The organism is Plantactinospora sp. BC1 (assembly GCF_003030345.1).
Classification (GTDB): domain Bacteria; phylum Actinomycetota; class Actinomycetes; order Mycobacteriales; family Micromonosporaceae; genus Plantactinospora.
Genome location: NZ_CP028158.1, coordinates 6,034,064 through 6,048,545 on the forward strand (window position 1 = coordinate 6,034,064; position 14,482 = coordinate 6,048,545).

General features: G+C 68.0%; 24 protein-coding genes. All 24 read right to left on the reverse strand.

The window, feature by feature from the left end; all coding sequences use genetic code 11:
- Nucleotides 1-201 precede the first annotated feature (201 nt).
- Nucleotides 202-645, reverse strand: a complete 444-nt coding sequence (rplO, locus tag C6361_RS26415; RefSeq protein ID WP_101368131.1) for a 50S ribosomal protein L15 — start codon at nt 643-645, stop codon at nt 202-204.
- Nucleotides 645-827 (reverse strand): 50S ribosomal protein L30, encoded by a 183-nt coding sequence (gene rpmD, locus C6361_RS26420; protein ID WP_013735939.1) that lies wholly within the window; start codon nt 825-827, stop codon nt 645-647. Before rpmD ends, rplO begins: the two co-directional genes overlap by 1 nt.
- Nucleotides 827-1,441: a 30S ribosomal protein S5 gene (gene rpsE, locus C6361_RS26425; protein ID WP_101368132.1), complete on the reverse strand. Its 615-nt coding sequence runs from the start codon at nt 1,439-1,441 to the stop codon at nt 827-829. Before rpsE ends, rpmD begins: the two co-directional genes overlap by 1 nt.
- Nucleotides 1,442-1,472: 31 nt before the next feature.
- Nucleotides 1,473-1,850, reverse strand: a complete 378-nt coding sequence (rplR, locus tag C6361_RS26430) for a 50S ribosomal protein L18 (protein WP_234359660.1) — start codon at nt 1,848-1,850, stop codon at nt 1,473-1,475.
- 73 nt (nt 1,851-1,923) lie between these two features.
- Nucleotides 1,924-2,466, reverse strand: a complete 543-nt coding sequence (rplF, locus tag C6361_RS26435; protein ID WP_107260887.1) for a 50S ribosomal protein L6 — start codon at nt 2,464-2,466, stop codon at nt 1,924-1,926.
- Between the two features lie 16 nt (nt 2,467-2,482).
- Nucleotides 2,483-2,890, reverse strand: coding sequence for a 30S ribosomal protein S8 (gene rpsH / locus C6361_RS26440; protein ID WP_107260889.1), 408 nt, complete (start codon nt 2,888-2,890; stop codon nt 2,483-2,485).
- Between the two features lie 154 nt (nt 2,891-3,044).
- Entirely contained in the window at nt 3,045-3,230 is a 186-nt protein-coding gene (locus C6361_RS26445; protein WP_007073023.1) for a type Z 30S ribosomal protein S14, read from the reverse strand.
- 8 nt (nt 3,231-3,238) lie between these two features.
- Complete coding sequence (gene rplE / locus C6361_RS26450) at nt 3,239-3,808, reverse strand: 50S ribosomal protein L5 (RefSeq protein ID WP_107260891.1); 570 nt, start codon at nt 3,806-3,808, stop codon at nt 3,239-3,241.
- A complete protein-coding gene (rplX, locus tag C6361_RS26455) occupies nt 3,805-4,119 on the reverse strand; it encodes a 50S ribosomal protein L24 (protein ID WP_101368136.1) in 315 nt (104 codons plus the stop codon). Before rplX ends, rplE begins: the two co-directional genes overlap by 4 nt.
- 3 nt (nt 4,120-4,122) lie before the next feature.
- Nucleotides 4,123-4,491 (reverse strand): 50S ribosomal protein L14, encoded by a 369-nt coding sequence (rplN, locus tag C6361_RS26460; RefSeq protein WP_089244879.1) that lies wholly within the window; start codon nt 4,489-4,491, stop codon nt 4,123-4,125.
- Nucleotides 4,492-4,604: 113 nt separating this feature from the next.
- The gene (gene rpsQ / locus C6361_RS26465; RefSeq protein ID WP_107260893.1) at nt 4,605-4,886 is read right to left on the reverse strand and encodes a 30S ribosomal protein S17; all 282 of its coding nucleotides are present in this window, start codon (nt 4,884-4,886) and stop codon (nt 4,605-4,607) included.
- Nucleotides 4,883-5,119, reverse strand: a complete 237-nt coding sequence (gene rpmC, locus C6361_RS26470; protein ID WP_107260894.1) for a 50S ribosomal protein L29 — start codon at nt 5,117-5,119, stop codon at nt 4,883-4,885. Before rpmC ends, rpsQ begins: the two co-directional genes overlap by 4 nt.
- Nucleotides 5,119-5,544, reverse strand: coding sequence for a 50S ribosomal protein L16 (rplP, locus tag C6361_RS26475; protein WP_088647000.1), 426 nt, complete (start codon nt 5,542-5,544; stop codon nt 5,119-5,121). The genes rpmC and rplP overlap by 1 nt, the downstream gene beginning before the upstream one ends.
- A 3-nt stretch (nt 5,545-5,547) precedes the next feature.
- The gene (gene rpsC, locus C6361_RS26480; protein WP_107260896.1) at nt 5,548-6,426 is read right to left on the reverse strand and encodes a 30S ribosomal protein S3; all 879 of its coding nucleotides are present in this window, start codon (nt 6,424-6,426) and stop codon (nt 5,548-5,550) included.
- Nucleotides 6,426-6,923 (reverse strand): 50S ribosomal protein L22, encoded by a 498-nt coding sequence (gene rplV, locus C6361_RS26485; protein ID WP_107260898.1) that lies wholly within the window; start codon nt 6,921-6,923, stop codon nt 6,426-6,428. The genes rpsC and rplV overlap by 1 nt, the downstream gene beginning before the upstream one ends.
- A gap of 37 nt (nt 6,924-6,960) precedes the next feature.
- Nucleotides 6,961-7,242: a 30S ribosomal protein S19 gene (rpsS, locus tag C6361_RS26490; protein ID WP_101368142.1), complete on the reverse strand. Its 282-nt coding sequence runs from the start codon at nt 7,240-7,242 to the stop codon at nt 6,961-6,963.
- Nucleotides 7,243-7,257: 15 nt separating this feature from the next.
- Nucleotides 7,258-8,097, reverse strand: a complete 840-nt coding sequence (gene rplB, locus C6361_RS26495) for a 50S ribosomal protein L2 (RefSeq protein WP_107260900.1) — start codon at nt 8,095-8,097, stop codon at nt 7,258-7,260.
- A gap of 12 nt (nt 8,098-8,109) precedes the next feature.
- Nucleotides 8,110-8,412, reverse strand: coding sequence for a 50S ribosomal protein L23 (rplW, locus tag C6361_RS26500; RefSeq protein ID WP_101368144.1), 303 nt, complete (start codon nt 8,410-8,412; stop codon nt 8,110-8,112).
- Entirely contained in the window at nt 8,409-9,062 is a 654-nt protein-coding gene (gene rplD, locus C6361_RS26505) for a 50S ribosomal protein L4 (protein WP_107269347.1), read from the reverse strand. Before rplD ends, rplW begins: the two co-directional genes overlap by 4 nt.
- Nucleotides 9,059-9,721: a 50S ribosomal protein L3 gene (gene rplC / locus C6361_RS26510; protein ID WP_107269348.1), complete on the reverse strand. Its 663-nt coding sequence runs from the start codon at nt 9,719-9,721 to the stop codon at nt 9,059-9,061. The genes rplD and rplC overlap by 4 nt, the downstream gene beginning before the upstream one ends.
- Nucleotides 9,722-9,732: 11 nt before the next feature.
- The gene (rpsJ, locus tag C6361_RS26515) at nt 9,733-10,041 is read right to left on the reverse strand and encodes a 30S ribosomal protein S10 (protein WP_007073037.1); all 309 of its coding nucleotides are present in this window, start codon (nt 10,039-10,041) and stop codon (nt 9,733-9,735) included.
- Between the two features lie 356 nt (nt 10,042-10,397).
- The gene (gene tuf / locus C6361_RS26520) at nt 10,398-11,591 is read right to left on the reverse strand and encodes an elongation factor Tu (protein ID WP_107260905.1); all 1,194 of its coding nucleotides are present in this window, start codon (nt 11,589-11,591) and stop codon (nt 10,398-10,400) included.
- 236 nt (nt 11,592-11,827) lie between these two features.
- A complete protein-coding gene (gene fusA, locus C6361_RS26525; RefSeq protein ID WP_107260907.1) occupies nt 11,828-13,924 on the reverse strand; it encodes an elongation factor G in 2,097 nt (698 codons plus the stop codon).
- An 86-nt stretch (nt 13,925-14,010) separates the two neighbouring features.
- Nucleotides 14,011-14,481, reverse strand: a complete 471-nt coding sequence (gene rpsG, locus C6361_RS26530) for a 30S ribosomal protein S7 (RefSeq protein ID WP_101368149.1) — start codon at nt 14,479-14,481, stop codon at nt 14,011-14,013.
- Nucleotide 14,482: the final 1 nt, after the last annotated feature.

A 14,482-nucleotide genomic window follows, 5' to 3' on the forward strand; every position in this document is an offset into this window, starting at 1 on the left:
TCATGGCGGGACGGGGTGGTTGTCGGGCGATCGACCCGATACCCATAGCTGGGATCGGACTCTAACAGTCCGGCGCGCTCCCGGGCAGATCCACCCGGAGAACATTCACCGTTTCCGATGTTAACGGGATCGATGGACCCCTAGTAGGTCAGGGCGCCCGCCAGTTGCCATCAACTGGGCGAGCGCCTCGACCGCGACGTCCTACAGCTCCGTCACCGAGCCGCCGGCAGCGGTGATCTTCTCCTTGGCCGACGCGCTGAACGCGTGCGCCGACACCTGGAGGGCGACCCCGCCCAGCTCCCCGGTACCGAGAACCTTCACCGGCTGGCCCTTGCGGACGGCGCCGGCCTGAACCAGCTCCTGCGGACCGACCTGGCCGCCCTCCGGGAACAGCTCGGCGAGCCGGTCCAGGTTGACCACCTGGAACACGACCTTGAACTTGTTCTTGAAGCCCTTCAGCTTCGGCAGCCGCATGTGGATGGGCATCTGCCCACCCTCGAACGCCGCCGAGATGTTCTTCCGGGCCTTGGAACCCTTGGTACCGCGACCGGCGGTCTTCCCCTTCGAGCCCTCACCGCGACCCACCCGGGTCTTCTCGGTCTTCGCTCCGGGGGCCGGGCGCAGGTGGTGGACCTTGATCGTCATTACTCGACCTCCTCGACCTTCACGAGGTGGCTCACGGTGAAGATCATGCCCCGAATCTCGGGGCGGTCCTCCTTGACCACCACGTCGTTGATCCGCTTGAGACCGAGCGACCGCAGCGACTCGCGCTGGTTGTGCTTGGTCCCGATGCCGGACCGGACCTGGGTCACCTTCAGGCGTGCCATCAGGCCGTCACCCCCGCCTGGGCCGCCAGCATGGCGGCCGGGGCGACGTCCTCGACCGGCAGGCCCCGACGCTTCGCGACCGCCTCCGGCGACTCCAGCCCCTTCAGGGCCGCCACCGTGGCGTGCACGATGTTGATCGGGTTGGACGAGCCGAGGCTCTTGGAGAGCACGTCGTGGATGCCCGCGCACTCCAGTACGGCCCGGACCGGACCACCGGCGATGACACCCGTACCGGCGCTGGCCGGCTTGAGCAGCACCACACCGGCGGCGTCCTCGCCCGTGACCGGGTGCGGGATCGAGGCACCGATCCGGGGCACCTTGAAGAAGTGCTTCTTGGCCTCCTCGACACCCTTGGCGATCGCCGCGGGCACCTCCTTGGCCTTTCCGTAGCCCACCCCGACCGTGCCGTCGCCGTCGCCGACGATCACCAGGGCGGTGAAGCTGAAGCGACGACCACCCTTCACGACCTTGGCAACCCGGTTGATGGCGACGACCCGCTCAAGATGCGGCGTCTTCTCGGCGGGCGCGTTTCCGCGACCGCCCTCACGGCGGTTGTCGCGGCGACCACCCTCGTTGCCACCGGACCCGCCGCCACGGCGCTGTTGACCTGGCATCAGCAGCCTTCCTTTCTCCTCGTGACGGGGTTTAGAACTCGAGCCCGGCTTCGCGGGCCGCGTCGGCCAGCGCGGCGATCCGCCCCGCGTACTGGTTGCCACCGCGGTCGAAGACGACCTTGGAGATCCCGGCGGCCTTGGCCCGCTCGGCGACGAGCGCGCCGACCTTGCCGGCCAGGGCGCTCTTGTCGCCCTCGGCACCCCGGATCGACTCGTCCATGGTCGAGGCGTAGACCAGCGTGTGGCCCCTGCCGTCGTCCACGATCTGCGCGGTGATGTGCCGCAGCGAGCGGGTGACCACGAGACGCGGCCGCTCGGCGGTGCCGGTGACGGTCTTGCGGACCCGGAAGTGCCGACGCGCCCGCCCGATGGCGCGCTTGGCGGCGACCCCGCGGCGACGCTTGAGCAGTGTGGCGGTCACTTCTTACCTGCCTTTCTCCCAGCCTCGCGGCCGGCGGATGCCCTCGCCCTACCGTTGGCGGTCACTTCTTGCCCGCCTTTCCGGCCTTGCGGCGGATGACCTCGCCCTGGTACTTGACGCCCTTGCCCTTGTACGGCTCCGGCGGACGAATCTTCCGGATGTTGGCGGCGACCTCGCCGACCTGCTGCTTGTCGATGCCGGCCACGTGGAACAGGGTGGGCCGCTCGACGGTGAAGGTGATCCCGGCCGGGGCCTTCACCTGCACCGGGTGCGAGAACCCGAGCGCGAACTCCAGGTCGCTGCCCTTGGCGGTGACCCGGTAACCCGTGCCGGCGATCTCCAGGGTCTTGCGGTAGCCCTCGGTCACACCGACGATCATGTTCGCCACCAGGGTACGGCTCAGGCCGTGCAGCTCCTTGGCCTTGCGCTCGTCGTTCGGCCGGTTGACGTGCAGCTCGCCGTCCTCGCCCCGCTCGGCCGTGATCGGCTCGGCCAGGGTGTGCGACAGCTCGCCCTTCGGCCCCTTGACCTTGACGGTCGAGCCGTCGATGGTCACCTCGACGCCGGAGGGCACCGGGATCGACTTACGTCCAATACGCGACATTTCTCTCTGTCTCCCGTTACCAGACGAAGGCGAGGACTTCCCCGCCAACGCTCCGCTTGCGGGCCTGCCGGTCGGTCAGCAGCCCCTGGGACGTCGAAATGATCGCCACGCCCAGTCCACCGAGCACCCGCGGGAGCCCGTCCGACTTGGCGTACACCCGGAGGCCGGGCTTGGACACGCGCTTGATGCCGGCCAGGCTCCGCTCCCGGTTCTGGCCGTACTTCAGCTCGACGACCAGTCGCTTGCCGACGACGCCCTCCTCGGGCTCCTCGACAGCCCAGGTGGCGATGTAGCCCTCGGACTTGAGGACCTCGGCGATGTTCGCCTTGATCTTCGAGTAGGGCATCGTCACCCGGTCGTGGTACGCCTGGTTGGCATTACGCAGACGCGTCAGCATGTCTGCGATCGGGTCGGTCATCGTCATGGATCTCGTCAGCCTTTCTCGCCGGGGTTCCCGGGGCAGTGGCCCGGGCCTACGGCGTTGCGATCCTCGCCCCGGATATCGGTCGGGACGTGGCTGGGCCCAAAGCGGGTGGCGTCGCGGTCCTCGCTCCGCCACCCACGGATGGGGCGCAGTGTCACCAGGAAGCCTTCGACACGCCGGGCAGCTCACCGCGGTGGGCCATCTCCCGGATGCAGACCCGGCAGAGGCCGAACTTGCGGTAGACCGCCTTCGGCCGCCCGCAACGCTGGCAGCGGGTGTACGCGCGAACCGAGAACTTCGGCTTCGCGGCGGCCTTGAGGATCAGCGCCTTCTTCGCCATATCAGTCCTCAGTTCTCCTTGAACGGGAAGCCCAGGAGCTTGAGCAGCGCCCGGCCCTCGTCGTCGGTCTTGGCGGTGGTCACCACCGTGATGTCCATGCCCCGTACGCGGTCGATCCGGTCCTGGTCGATCTCGTGGAACACCGACTGCTCGGTCAGGCCGAACGTGTAGTTGCCGTTCCCGTCGAGCTTGCGCCCGTCCAGACCGCGGAAGTCCCGGATCCGGGGCAGCGCGATGGAGAGGAGCCGGTCCAGGAACTCCCACATCCGGTCGCCGCGCAGGGTCACCTTCGCACCGATCGGCATGCCCTCGCGGAGCTTGAACTGCGCGATGGACTTGCGGGCCCGGCGGACCTGCGGCTTCTGGCCGGAGATGGTGGCCAGGTCGCGTACGGCGCCGTCGATCAGCTTCGCGTCCCGGGCCGCCTCGCCGACACCCATGTTGACGACGATCTTGACCAGTCCGGGCACCTGCATCGGGTTGCCGTACTGGAACTGCTCGCGGAGCTGCCCCACGATCTCTTCGCGGTACCGCTGCTTGAGCCGGGGCAGCGTCTTGGTCTCGGTTGCCGTCATCACAGGTCCTTACCGGTGCTACGCGCGATGCGGACCTTCTGGCCGCCCTCGTCGATCCGGTACCCGACCCGCGTCGGGTTGCCGTCGGAGTCCACGACCATCACGTTCGAGACGTGGATCGCGGCCTCCTGCGTGACGATGCCGCCGGTCTTCGCCCCGCGCTGGGTGGTGCGGATGCGGGTGTGCTTCTTGACCCGGTTCACGCCCTCGACCAGGACCTTGTCCTGCCGCGGGTAGGCCGCGATGACCTTGCCCTTGGCACCCTTGTCCTTGCCGGCGATGACGATGACTGTGTCGCCCTTCTTGACCTTCACGGTTTACAACACCTCCGGCGCGAGCGAGATGATTTTCATGAACCGCTTGTCCCGCAGCTCACGGCCAACCGGGCCAAAGATACGGGTACCTCGTGGGTCGCCACCATCCTTGATGATCACGGCCGCGTTCTCGTCGAATCGGATGTACGAGCCGTCCGGCCGCCGCTTCTCCTTGGCGGTGCGGACGACGACCGCCTTGACGACGTCGCCCTTCTTCACACCGGCACCGGGAATGGCGTCCTTGACCGTGGCCACGATGACGTCGCCGATGCCCGCGTAGCGCCGACCGGAGCCACCGAGCACCCGGATGCACAGGATCTCCCGGGCACCCGTGTTGTCGGCGACGCGCAGTCGCGACTCCTGCTGAATCACGTCTATCTCCTATGTCTGCCAGTTCTCAGCCGGCGGTTCATCCGGCCTGCCTTCGTCGACCGAAGTACCGTGCCGGCTGAGCTTGGCGGAACCCTGAGCCTGCGGTACGGCTCTTACTTGGCCTTCTCGAGGATCTCCACAACCCGCCACCGCTTGGTGGCGGAGAGCGGACGGGTCTCCATGAGCAACACCCGGTCGCCCACGCCGCACGCGTTCTGCTCGTCGTGCGCCTTCAGCTTGCTGGTGCGGCGCATGACCTTGCCGTACAGCGCGTGCTTGACCCGGTCCTCGACCTCGACGACCACGGTCTTTTCCATCTTGTCGCTCACCACGAGGCCCTCCCGGACCTTGCGCTGAGCCCGCGCCTGCGCGGTGGTGGTGGTCTCGTCACTCATGATGCAGTCACCTCAGTCGGCGCGGCCGAAAGCCCAAGCTCACGCTCACGCATGATCGTGTAGATCCGGGCGATCTCCCGGCGGATGACCTGGAGCCGGCGGTTGTTGTCCAGCTGACCGGTCGCCGACTGGACGCGGAGGTTGAACAGCTCCGCCTTGGCCTCCCGGAGCCGGCTGACCAGCTCCTCCTCGGAGAGCTCACGCAGCTCGCTGGCCTTCACGCCCGCGGCCATCAGCTTTCACCCACTTCGCGCGTCACAATGCGGCACTTCATCGGGAGCTTGTGGATCGCGCGACGCATCGCCTCTCGCGCGATCTGCTCGTTGGGGAAGGACATCTCGAAGAGCACCCGCCCCGGCTTCACGTTCGCCACCCACCACTCGGGCGAGCCCTTACCGGAACCCATCCGCGTTTCGGCCGGCTTCTTGGTCAGGGCCTGGTCCGGGAAAACGGTGATCCAGACCTTGCCACCACGCTTGATGTGCCGGGTCATCGCGATACGTGCCGACTCGATCTGCCGGTTGGTCACGTACGCGGGCTCGAGCGCCTGGATTCCGAACTCGCCGAACACCACCCGGTTGCCGCCCTTCGACGCGCCGTGGCGGTCGGGGTGGTGCGGCTTGCGGAAGCCCTTCGGGGGCTTGCGCGGCATCAGCATCTGTCAGCCCTCCTGCGCTGAGCTGTCCGTTCCGGCGGAACCCGCCGGAGTCGCCGCGGCGGTGGCCGGCGCGGCGCTGTCGTTCGTCGCCTCGGCGGGCGTACCGGAGGCCTCCGCCTGCGCGGCCCGACCCGCCTCGGTGCCACCCGGCGTGGTGCCGGAGGAACCGGAACGGCCGCGACGCGGCCGGTCGGGACGGTCGCCCCGCTCGCGGCGCGGACGCGCCGGACCCGTCTCGGCCGGGGCCTCCCGACCGGGTACGGCGTCGCCCTTGTAGATCCAGACCTTCACGCCGATCCGGCCGAAGGTGGTCCGGGCCTCGAAGAAGCCGTACTCGATGTTGGCCCGCAGCGTGTGCAGCGGCACCCGACCCTCGCGGTAGAACTCGGTACGGCTCATCTCGGCACCGCCGAGCCGGCCGGAGACCTGCACCCGGATGCCCCGCACGATCGGGTTCTTCATCGCGGACTGCATGGCCTTACGCATCGCCCGCCGGAAGCTGACCCGGCTGGAGAGCTGCTCGGCCACGCCCTGCGCGACGAGCTGCGCGTCCGACTCCGGGCTCTTCACCTCAAGGATGTTGAGCTGCACCTGCTTGCCGGTCAGCTTCTCCAGCTCGCCACGGATGCGGTCCGCCTCGGCGCCCTTGCGGCCGATGACGATGCCCGGCCGGGCGGTGTGGATGTCGACCCGCACCCGGTCCCGGGTCCGCTCGATGTCGACCTTCGAGATGCCGGCCCGCTCCAGGCCCTTGGACATCATCCGCCGAATCTTGACGTCCTCGGCGATGTAGTCCTTGTAGAGCTTGTCCGCGTACCAGCGGGACTTCCAGTCGGTCGAGATGCCGAGCCGGAACCCGTGCGGGTGAACCTTCTGCCCCATTACTCGGCACCCTCCGTCTTGCTCTGCGTCTGGCCGCCCTCGGTCGTCGGCTCGGTCGCGGCCGGCTCGGTCGACTTGGTCGCCTTGGCCGGAGCGGCCTTCTTCGCCGCACCCCGCCCGGCCGGGGCCGTCGGCGCCACGGCCTCCACCACGATGGTGATGTGGCAGGTCCGCTTGCGGATCCGGTACGCCCGGCCCTGCGCCCGAGGCTGGAACCGCTTCATCGTCGGGCCCTCGTCCACGAACGCCTCGCTGACGAGCAGCGCGTCGGGGTCCAGCCGCTCGTTGTTCTCCGCGTTGGCGATCGCGCTCGCGAGCACCTTGTAAACCTGCTCACTCGCCGCCTGCGGCGCGAACTGCAGCACCGTGAGCGCCTCCTTCGCGGGCAGACCGCGGACGAGGTTGACCACCCGGCGCGCCTTGGTCGGCGAGATGCGCACGTGTCGCGCAACCGCCCGCGCGCCCGGAAGCACCGGAGCGTCGCCCTTTACTGGCATCGCTGAAACCCCTTGATCCTTTATCCGTGGTCGGCGCTCAGCGCCGGCGGCTCTTCCGGTCGTCCTTCTCGTGACCCTTGAACGTGCGGGTCAGCGCAAACTCACCGAGCTTGTGCCCGACCATCGCCTCGGTGATGAACACCGGGACGTGCTTGCGCCCGTCGTGCACGGCGATCGTGTGCCCGAGCATGTCCGGGATGATCGTCGAACGGCGCGACCAGGTCTTGATGACGTTCTTCGAGCCCTTCTCGTTCTGCGTCTCCACCTTCTTGAGCAGGTGGTCGTCGATGAACGGGCCCTTCTTCAGGCTGCGAGGCATGTCTACCTATCTCCCTTAGCCGCGCTTACGGGTGGCGTAGCGGCGGCGGACGATGAGGCGGTCGCTCGCCTTGCCCTTCTGCCGGGTACGACCCTCGGGCTTACCCTGCGGGTTCACCGGGTGACGACCACCGGAGGTCTTACCCTCACCACCGCCGTGCGGGTGGTCGACCGGGTTCATCGCCACACCACGGACGGTCGGGCGACGGCCCTTCCAGCGCATCCGGCCGGCCTTGCCCCAGTTGATGTTTGACTGGTCGGCGTTGCCGATCTCACCGATGGTGGCCCGGCAGCGCACGTCGACCCGCCGGATCTCGCCGGAGGGCATCCGCAGCGTGGCGTACGCCCCCTCCCGGCCCAGCAGCTGGATGCCGACGCCGGCCGAGCGGGCCAGCTTGGCGCCACCGCCGGGACGCAGCTCCACCGCGTGGACGGTGGAACCGACCGGGATGTTGCGCAGCGGCAGGTTGTTGCCCGGCTTGATGTCGGCGCCCGGACCGGACTCGACCCGGTCGCCCTGCTTCAGGTCCTTCGGCGCGAGGATGTACCGCTTCTCGCCGTCGAGGTAGTGCAGCAGCGCGATCCGCGCGGTGCGGTTGGGGTCGTACTCGATGTGCGCGACCTTCGCCGGCACGCCGTCCTTGTCGACCCGCTTGAAGTCGATCAGACGGTACTGCCGCTTGTGCCCGCCACCGTGGTGCCGCGTGGTGATCCGGCCGTGGGCGTTACGCCCGCCCTTCTTCGGCAGCGGAACCAGCAGCGACTTCTCCGGGGTGGACCGGGTGATCTCGGCGAAGTCGGCGACGCTGGAGCCACGCCGGCCCGGCGTCGTCGGCTTGTACTTACGGATAGCCATTGTCTATACCCCTCAGCTGACCGGGCCGCCGAAGGCCTCGATACGGTCACCGTCAGCCAGCTTCACCATCGCCCGCTTGGTGTTCTTGCGCTTGCCGTACCCGGTGCGGGTGCGCTTGCGCTTGCCCTCGCGGTTGAGCGTGTTCACCGTCAGGACGCGCACGTCGAAGATCTGCTGAATCGCGATCTTGATGGCGGTCTTGTTGGCGTCCGGGTGCACCAGGAAGGTGTACCAGTTCTTGTTCAGCTCGCTGTAGCTCTTCTCTGAGACGACCGGCGCGAAGATGATGTCTCGCGGGTCGGCGATGGTGCTCACTTCTCGCTCTCCTCACCCTGCGCCCCACCACGGACACCCAGGAACTCGTCCAGGGCCTCCTTGGTGAAGACCACGTCGTCGGCCACCAGCACGTCGTACGTGTTGAGCTGGCTCGCCTCCAGCAGGTGTACCCGGGGCTCGTTGCGCAGCGAGAGCCAGTTCAGCTCGTCGGTGCTGCTGAGCACGACCAACACCCGCCTGGCCTCGGTCGCCTTGCGCAGCGCGGTGAGGGCTGCCTTGGTCGACGGCTTGTCGCCGGAGACGAAGGTCTCGACCACGTGCACCTGGCCGCCGCGGGCCCGGTCCGAGAGGGCACCCCGCAGCGCGGCGGCCTTCATCTTCTTCGGGGTCCGCTGGCTGTAGTCACGCGGGACCGGCCCGTGCACGACGCCACCGCCGGCGAACTGCGGCGCGCGGATCGAACCCTGCCGGGCCCGACCGGTGCCCTTCTGCTTGTACGGCTTCTTGCCGCCACCGGCGACCTCGCCACGGGTCTTGGTCTTGTGCGTGCCCTGCCGCGCGGCGGCGAGCTGGGCGACCACGACCTGGTGCATCAGCGCGATGTTGGCCTGCACGTCGAAGACCTCGGCGGGCAGCTCGACCGAGCCGCTCTTGGTGCCCTCGGCGGTCAGCACGTCAACGGTGGTCATGCCGCACCGCCCTTCTTGGCCACGACCTTGGCGGCCGAGCGGACCAGCACCAGCGCGCCCTTGGGGCCGGGGACGGCGCCGCGGACCAGGAGCAGGTTGTTCTCCGGGTCGACCGCCTGGATGGTGAGGTTCTGCACCGTGTAGCGCGCCCCACCCATCCGGCCGGCCATCCGGGTGCCCTTGAAGACGCGGCCGGGGGTCGCGCAGGCGCCGATCGAACCGGGCGAGCGGTGCTTGCGCTCGACACCGTGGCTGGCGCGCAGACCGTGGAAGCCGTGCCGCTTCATGGGACCGGCGAAGCCCTTGCCCTTGGTGCGGCCGGTCACGTCGATCGGCGTACCGACGGCGAACGCCTCGACGCTGACCTCCTGACCCAGCTCGTAGTCGGCGGCGTCGGTGGTGCGCAGCTCGACGATGTGCCGGCGCGGCGCCACGTTGGCCTTGGCGTAGTGGCCGCCGATCGGCTTCTTGACCTTCCGGGGGTCGACCACGCCGTACGCCAGTTGGACCGCGGAGTAGCCGTCCTTCTCAGCGGTGCGGACCTGGGTGACGACGCACGGTCCGGCCTGCACCACGGTCACCGGGACAACCTTGTTGTTGTCCCAGACCTGGGTCATGCCGAGCTTGGCGCCCAGGATGCCCTTCACTTGCCTGTCCATTAGTCCGGTCCCTACAGCTTGATCTCGATGTCGACGCCAGCCGGCAGGTCGAGGCGCATGAGCGAATCGACCGTCTTGGGGGTCGGGTCGATGATGTCGATCAGACGCTTGTGCGTGCGCATCTCGAAGTGCTCACGCGAGTCCTTGTACTTGTGCGGCGAACGGATCACGCAGAAACGGTTGATCTCCGTGGGCAGCGGCACCGGGCCCGCGACCTGAGCCCCGGTACGCGTCACCGTCTCAACGATCTTGCGCGCCGAGGAGTCGACCACCTCGTGGTCGTACGCCTTGAGCCGGATGCGGATCTTCTGTCCCGCCATGGTGGCCTCTGTTCCTTCTCTCGCCTTGTCCGTCCCGCCCGCCCGCTCCAGCGGAGCCGCTCTCCCGGAGGGGGAGCGGGATGTTCCATGCCGGGCTCGGGCGCTGCCCAGTTCCCGTGCTGTCCGACCCCCGCGGTCGGGCGTGTCGCACCCCGGGGCCGGACTCCACCCCGGAAAGTCCGAGGCGGTCCCGCCCGTGCGGGAAGTATCGGGGCGCCGGGGATAGATCAACTACCTCCGGACGCCCAGCAAGGGTGGCTGGCTGCTGACAGCCAGCCACCCCGCCGGTACGCAACCTGACCAGTATGCCGTACTACCGCACGGCAACGCTAATCGGGGTTACCTGAATTACTTGATTACTTGACGATCTTCGTGACGAACCCGGCGCCGACCGTCCGGCCGCCCTCGCGGATGGCGAACTTCAGGTTCTCCTCCATCGCGATCGGCTGGATCAGCTTGACCGACATCGTGGTGTTGTCACCCGGCATGACCATCTCGGTGCCCTCGGGCAGCGTGACGACGCCGGTAACGTCCGTGGTCCGGAAGTAGAACTGCGGACGGTAGTTCTGGAAGAACGGGGTGTGCCGGCCGCCCTCCTCCTTGGAGAGGATGTAGACGGTCGCCTCGAACTCCGTGTGCGGGGTGGTGGTGCCGGGCTTGACGACCACCATGCCGCGCTCGACGTCCTCGCGCTTGATGCCACGCAGCAGCAGACCGACGTTCTCACCCGCACGGGCCTCGTCGAGCAGCTTGCGGAACATCTCGATACCGGTGCAGACCGTCTTCTGCGACTTCTCGCGGATACCGACGAGCTCCACCTCCTCGTTCGGCTTGAGCACACCGCGCTCGGCGCGGCCGGTCACCACGGTGCCCCGACCGGTGATCGTGAAGACGTCCTCGATCGGCATGAGGAACGGCTTCTCGGTCTCGCGCTCCGGCTGCGGAATGGCGGTGTCGACGGCGCTCATCAGGTCCATGAGCTTGTCGGTCCACTCCGGGTCGCCCTCGAGCGCCTTCAGCGCCGAGACCCGGACGACCGGCAGGTCGTCACCGGGGTACTCCTGCGCCGAGAGCAGCTCGCGGACCTCGAGCTCGACCAGCTCGAGCAGCTCCTCGTCGTCGACCATGTCGCTCTTGTTCAGCGCCACGACGATGTAGGGAACGCCGACCTGGCGGGCCAGCAGCACGTGCTCGCGGGTCTGCGGCATCGGGCCGTCGGTCGCCGCGACCACCAGGATCGCGCCGTCCATCTGCGCGGCACCGGTGATCATGTTCTTGATGTAGTCGGCGTGACCGGGGCAGTCGACGTGTGCGTAGTGCCGCGCCTCGGTCTGGTACTCGACGTGTGCGATCGAGATCGTGATGCCCCGGGCCTTCTCCTCCGGCGCCTTGTCGATCTCGTCGAACGGCGTGTACGGGTTCAGGTCCGGCATCCTGTCGTGCAGGACCTTGGTGATGGCCGCCGTCAGCGTCGTCTTACCGTGGTCGATGTGACCAATGGTGCCGATGTTGACGTGCGGCTTAGTCCGCTCGAACTTCGCCTTCGCCACTGGTGTCCTCCTGTGGACTTCTTGGTTCGTACGCCCGGCACGCCATTCGGCGCTCAGGACTCTGTCGACAGCCTTTCCGACCGAGGGTTCCCGGCCGGGAAGTCATGTGGGTCTTGCGGCGGTGAAACCTTCAGGCCCGGTCTAGCAGCCCGGCCCGTGGGCGCCGCGGGCGAGATTACCCGCCCGCCGCGCTCGCGGTATCACCGGCCCGGCACCGGGTCAGTGCGCGTTTCCGCTCACTCACCCGTCGCCTTCGCGATGATCTCCTTCGCCACGCTCGCGGGAACCTCGGCGTAGGAGTCGAACTGCATGCTGTAGCTAGCCCGGCCCTGGGTCTTCGACCGCAGGTCGCCGACATAGCCGAACATCTCCGACAGCGGCACCAGGGCCCGGACGATGCGAGCGCCGCTGCGCTCCTCCATCGCCTGGATGATGCCCCGGCGGGAGTTGAGGTCGCCGATCACGTCGCCCATGTTCTCCTCGGGCGTCGTGACCTCGACCGACATCATCGGTTCGAGTAGTGCCGGATCGGCCTTGCGGGCCGCGTCCTTCAGCACCATCGAACCGGCGATCTTGAAGGCCATTTCCGACGAGTCGACCTCGTGGTACTGGCCGTCCAGCAGGGTCAGCTTCACACCCACCAGCGGGAAGCCGGCGAGGATGCCGTATTGCATGGCGTCCTGGGCACCGGCGTCCACCGACGGGATGAACTCCCGCGGGATCCGCCCACCGGTGACCGCGTTCGCGAACTCGTACGTCGGCGAGTCGTTGTCCAGCGGCAGCGGTTCGAGGCTGACGATGACCCGGGCGTACTGCCCCGAACCACCGGTCTGCTTCTTGTGGGTGTACTCGATCTTCTCCACCTTGCGGCGGATGGTCTCCCGGTACGCCACCTGCGGCTTGCCGATGTTCGCCTCGACGTTGAACTCGCGGCGCATCCGGTCCACCAGGATGTCCAGGTGCAGCTCGCCCATGCCGGAGATGACCGTCTGGCCGGTCTCCTCGTCGAGCTTGACCCGGAAGGTCGGGTCCTCCTCGGCGAGCCGCTGGATGGCGGTGCTCAGCTTCTCCTGGTCGGCCTTGGTCTTCGGCTCGATCGCGACCTCGATGACCGGCTCCGGGAAGGTCATCGACTCCAGGATGACCGGGTTGGCCGGGTCGCAGAGGGTGTCACCGGTGGTGGTCTGCTTCAGGCCCTGTACCGCGATGATGTCGCCAGCCTTGGCGGAGCTGCGCTCCTCCCGCTTGTTGGCGTGCATCTGGTAGATCTTGCCGATCCGCTCCTTGCGGTCCTTGGTGGAGTTGACCACCTGGGACCCGGACTCGACCACGCCGGAGTAGACCCGGAAGTAGGTCAGCTTGCCCAGGTGCTTGTCGGTCTGGATCTTGAACGCGAGACCGGAGAAGGGCTCCGAGGTCGACGGCTTGCGCTGCAACGGGGTCTCCCCGTCGGCGGCCGTGCCCTCGATCGCCGGGATGTCCAGCGGCGACGGCAGGTAGGCGACCACCGCGTCGAGCATGGGCTGGATGCCCTTGTTCTTGAACGCGGTACCGCAGAGCACCGGGTTGGCCTTGCCCTCGATGGTGGCGCGGCGGATGCCGGCCTGGATGTCCTCGACCGAGAGTTCCTCGCCCTCGAGGTACTTCTCCATCACCGAGTCGTCGACGTCGGCCAGGGTCTCCAGCAGCTTCTCGCGCCACTCGGCGGCGGTCTCCGCCAGCTCGGCCGGGATCTCCTCGACCGCGTAGTCCTCGCCCTTCTGGGTCTCCCCGCGCCACGTGAGGGCACGCATGCCGACGAGGTCCACCACGCCGATGAAGTCGGACTCGGCGCCGATCGGCACCTGGAGCACCAGCGGGGTGGCGTTGAGCCGGTCGATCATCATCTGCACGCAGCGGAAGAAGTCCGCGCCGGTCCGGTCGAGCTTGTTGACGAAGCACATCCGGGGGACGTTGTACTTGTCGGCCTGACGCCAGACGTTCTCCGTCTGCGGCTCCACGCCGGCGACGCCGTCGTAGACGGCCACCGCACCGTCGAGGACCCGCAGCGACCGCTCGACCTCGACCGTGAAGTCGACGTGGCCGGGCGTGTCGATGATCTGGATCGTGTGGCCCTTCCACTCGCACTTGGTGGCGGCGGAGGTGATGGTGATGCCCCGCTCCTGCTCCTGCTCCATCCAGTCCATGACGGCGGCGCCCTCGTGGACCTCACCGATCTTGTAGGTGATGCCGGTGTAGAACAGGATTCGCTCGGTGGTAGTGGTCTTACCGGCATCGATGTGCGCCATGATGCCGATGTTGCGTACGTTGGCGAGCGCGTCTGCGGCGGCCACTTCAATCCCTACTTGTCGTCTCGTCGGTGTGATCGCGACCGGTGCCGGGCCCCGGCGCGGCTAACCGCGCCGGAACCCGGAGGCCGTTACCAGCGGTAGTGCGCGAAGGCCTTGTTGGACTCGGCCATCTTGTGGGTGTCCTCACGCCGCTTGACGGCGGCGCCGAGACCGTTGCTCGCGTCGAGCAGCTCGTTCATCAGCCGCTCGACCATCGTCTTCTCCCGGCGGGCGCGGGAGTAGGTGACCAGCCAGCGCAGGCCCAGCGTGGTGGCACGCTGCGGCTTGACCTCGACCGGCACCTGGTAGGTCGCGCCACCGACCCGGCGGCTGCGCACCTCCAGGGTCGGCTTCACGTTGTCCATCGCCCGCTTCAGGGTGACCACGGGGTCGGTGCCGGACTTCTCCCGGCAGCCCTCCAGGGCCTCGTAGACGATGCGCTCGGCGAGCTGACGCTTGCCACGGAGCAGGATCTTGTTCACCAGCTGGGTGACCAGCGGGGAGTTGTAAACCGGGTCCGCGACCAGCGGCCGGCGCGGAGCAGGGCCCTTACGCGGCATG

Bases quoted from the DNA above. Each gene is read 5' to 3' on its own strand.
- rplO (WP_101368131.1), bottom strand. From the start codon at position 645: ATGACGATCAAGGTCCACCACCTGCGCCCGGCCCCCGGAGCGAAGACC.
- rpmD (WP_013735939.1), bottom strand. From the start codon at position 827: ATGGCACGCCTGAAGGTGACCCAGGTCCGGTCCGGCATCGGGACCAAG.
- rpsE (WP_101368132.1), bottom strand. From the start codon at position 1,441: ATGCCAGGTCAACAGCGCCGTGGCGGCGGGTCCGGTGGCAACGAGGGT.
- rplF (WP_107260887.1), bottom strand. From the start codon at position 2,466: ATGTCGCGTATTGGACGTAAGTCGATCCCGGTGCCCTCCGGCGTCGAG.
- rpsH (WP_107260889.1), bottom strand. From the start codon at position 2,890: ATGACGATGACCGACCCGATCGCAGACATGCTGACGCGTCTGCGTAAT.
- C6361_RS26445 (WP_007073023.1), bottom strand. From the start codon at position 3,230: ATGGCGAAGAAGGCGCTGATCCTCAAGGCCGCCGCGAAGCCGAAGTTC.
- rpsQ (WP_107260893.1), bottom strand. From the start codon at position 4,886: ATGAGTGACGAGACCACCACCACCGCGCAGGCGCGGGCTCAGCGCAAG.
- rpmC (WP_107260894.1), bottom strand. From the start codon at position 5,119: ATGGCCGCGGGCGTGAAGGCCAGCGAGCTGCGTGAGCTCTCCGAGGAG.
- rplP (WP_088647000.1), bottom strand. From the start codon at position 5,544: ATGCTGATGCCGCGCAAGCCCCCGAAGGGCTTCCGCAAGCCGCACCAC.
- rpsC (WP_107260896.1), bottom strand. From the start codon at position 6,426: ATGGGGCAGAAGGTTCACCCGCACGGGTTCCGGCTCGGCATCTCGACC.
- rplV (WP_107260898.1), bottom strand. From the start codon at position 6,923: ATGCCAGTAAAGGGCGACGCTCCGGTGCTTCCGGGCGCGCGGGCGGTT.
- rpsS (WP_101368142.1), bottom strand. From the start codon at position 7,242: ATGCCTCGCAGCCTGAAGAAGGGCCCGTTCATCGACGACCACCTGCTC.
- rplB (WP_107260900.1), bottom strand. From the start codon at position 8,097: ATGGCTATCCGTAAGTACAAGCCGACGACGCCGGGCCGGCGTGGCTCC.
- rplD (WP_107269347.1), bottom strand. From the start codon at position 9,062: ATGACCACCGTTGACGTGCTGACCGCCGAGGGCACCAAGAGCGGCTCG.
- rplC (WP_107269348.1), bottom strand. From the start codon at position 9,721: ATGGACAGGCAAGTGAAGGGCATCCTGGGCGCCAAGCTCGGCATGACC.
- rpsJ (WP_007073037.1), bottom strand. From the start codon at position 10,041: ATGGCGGGACAGAAGATCCGCATCCGGCTCAAGGCGTACGACCACGAG.
- rpsG (WP_101368149.1), bottom strand. From the start codon at position 14,481: ATGCCGCGTAAGGGCCCTGCTCCGCGCCGGCCGCTGGTCGCGGACCCG.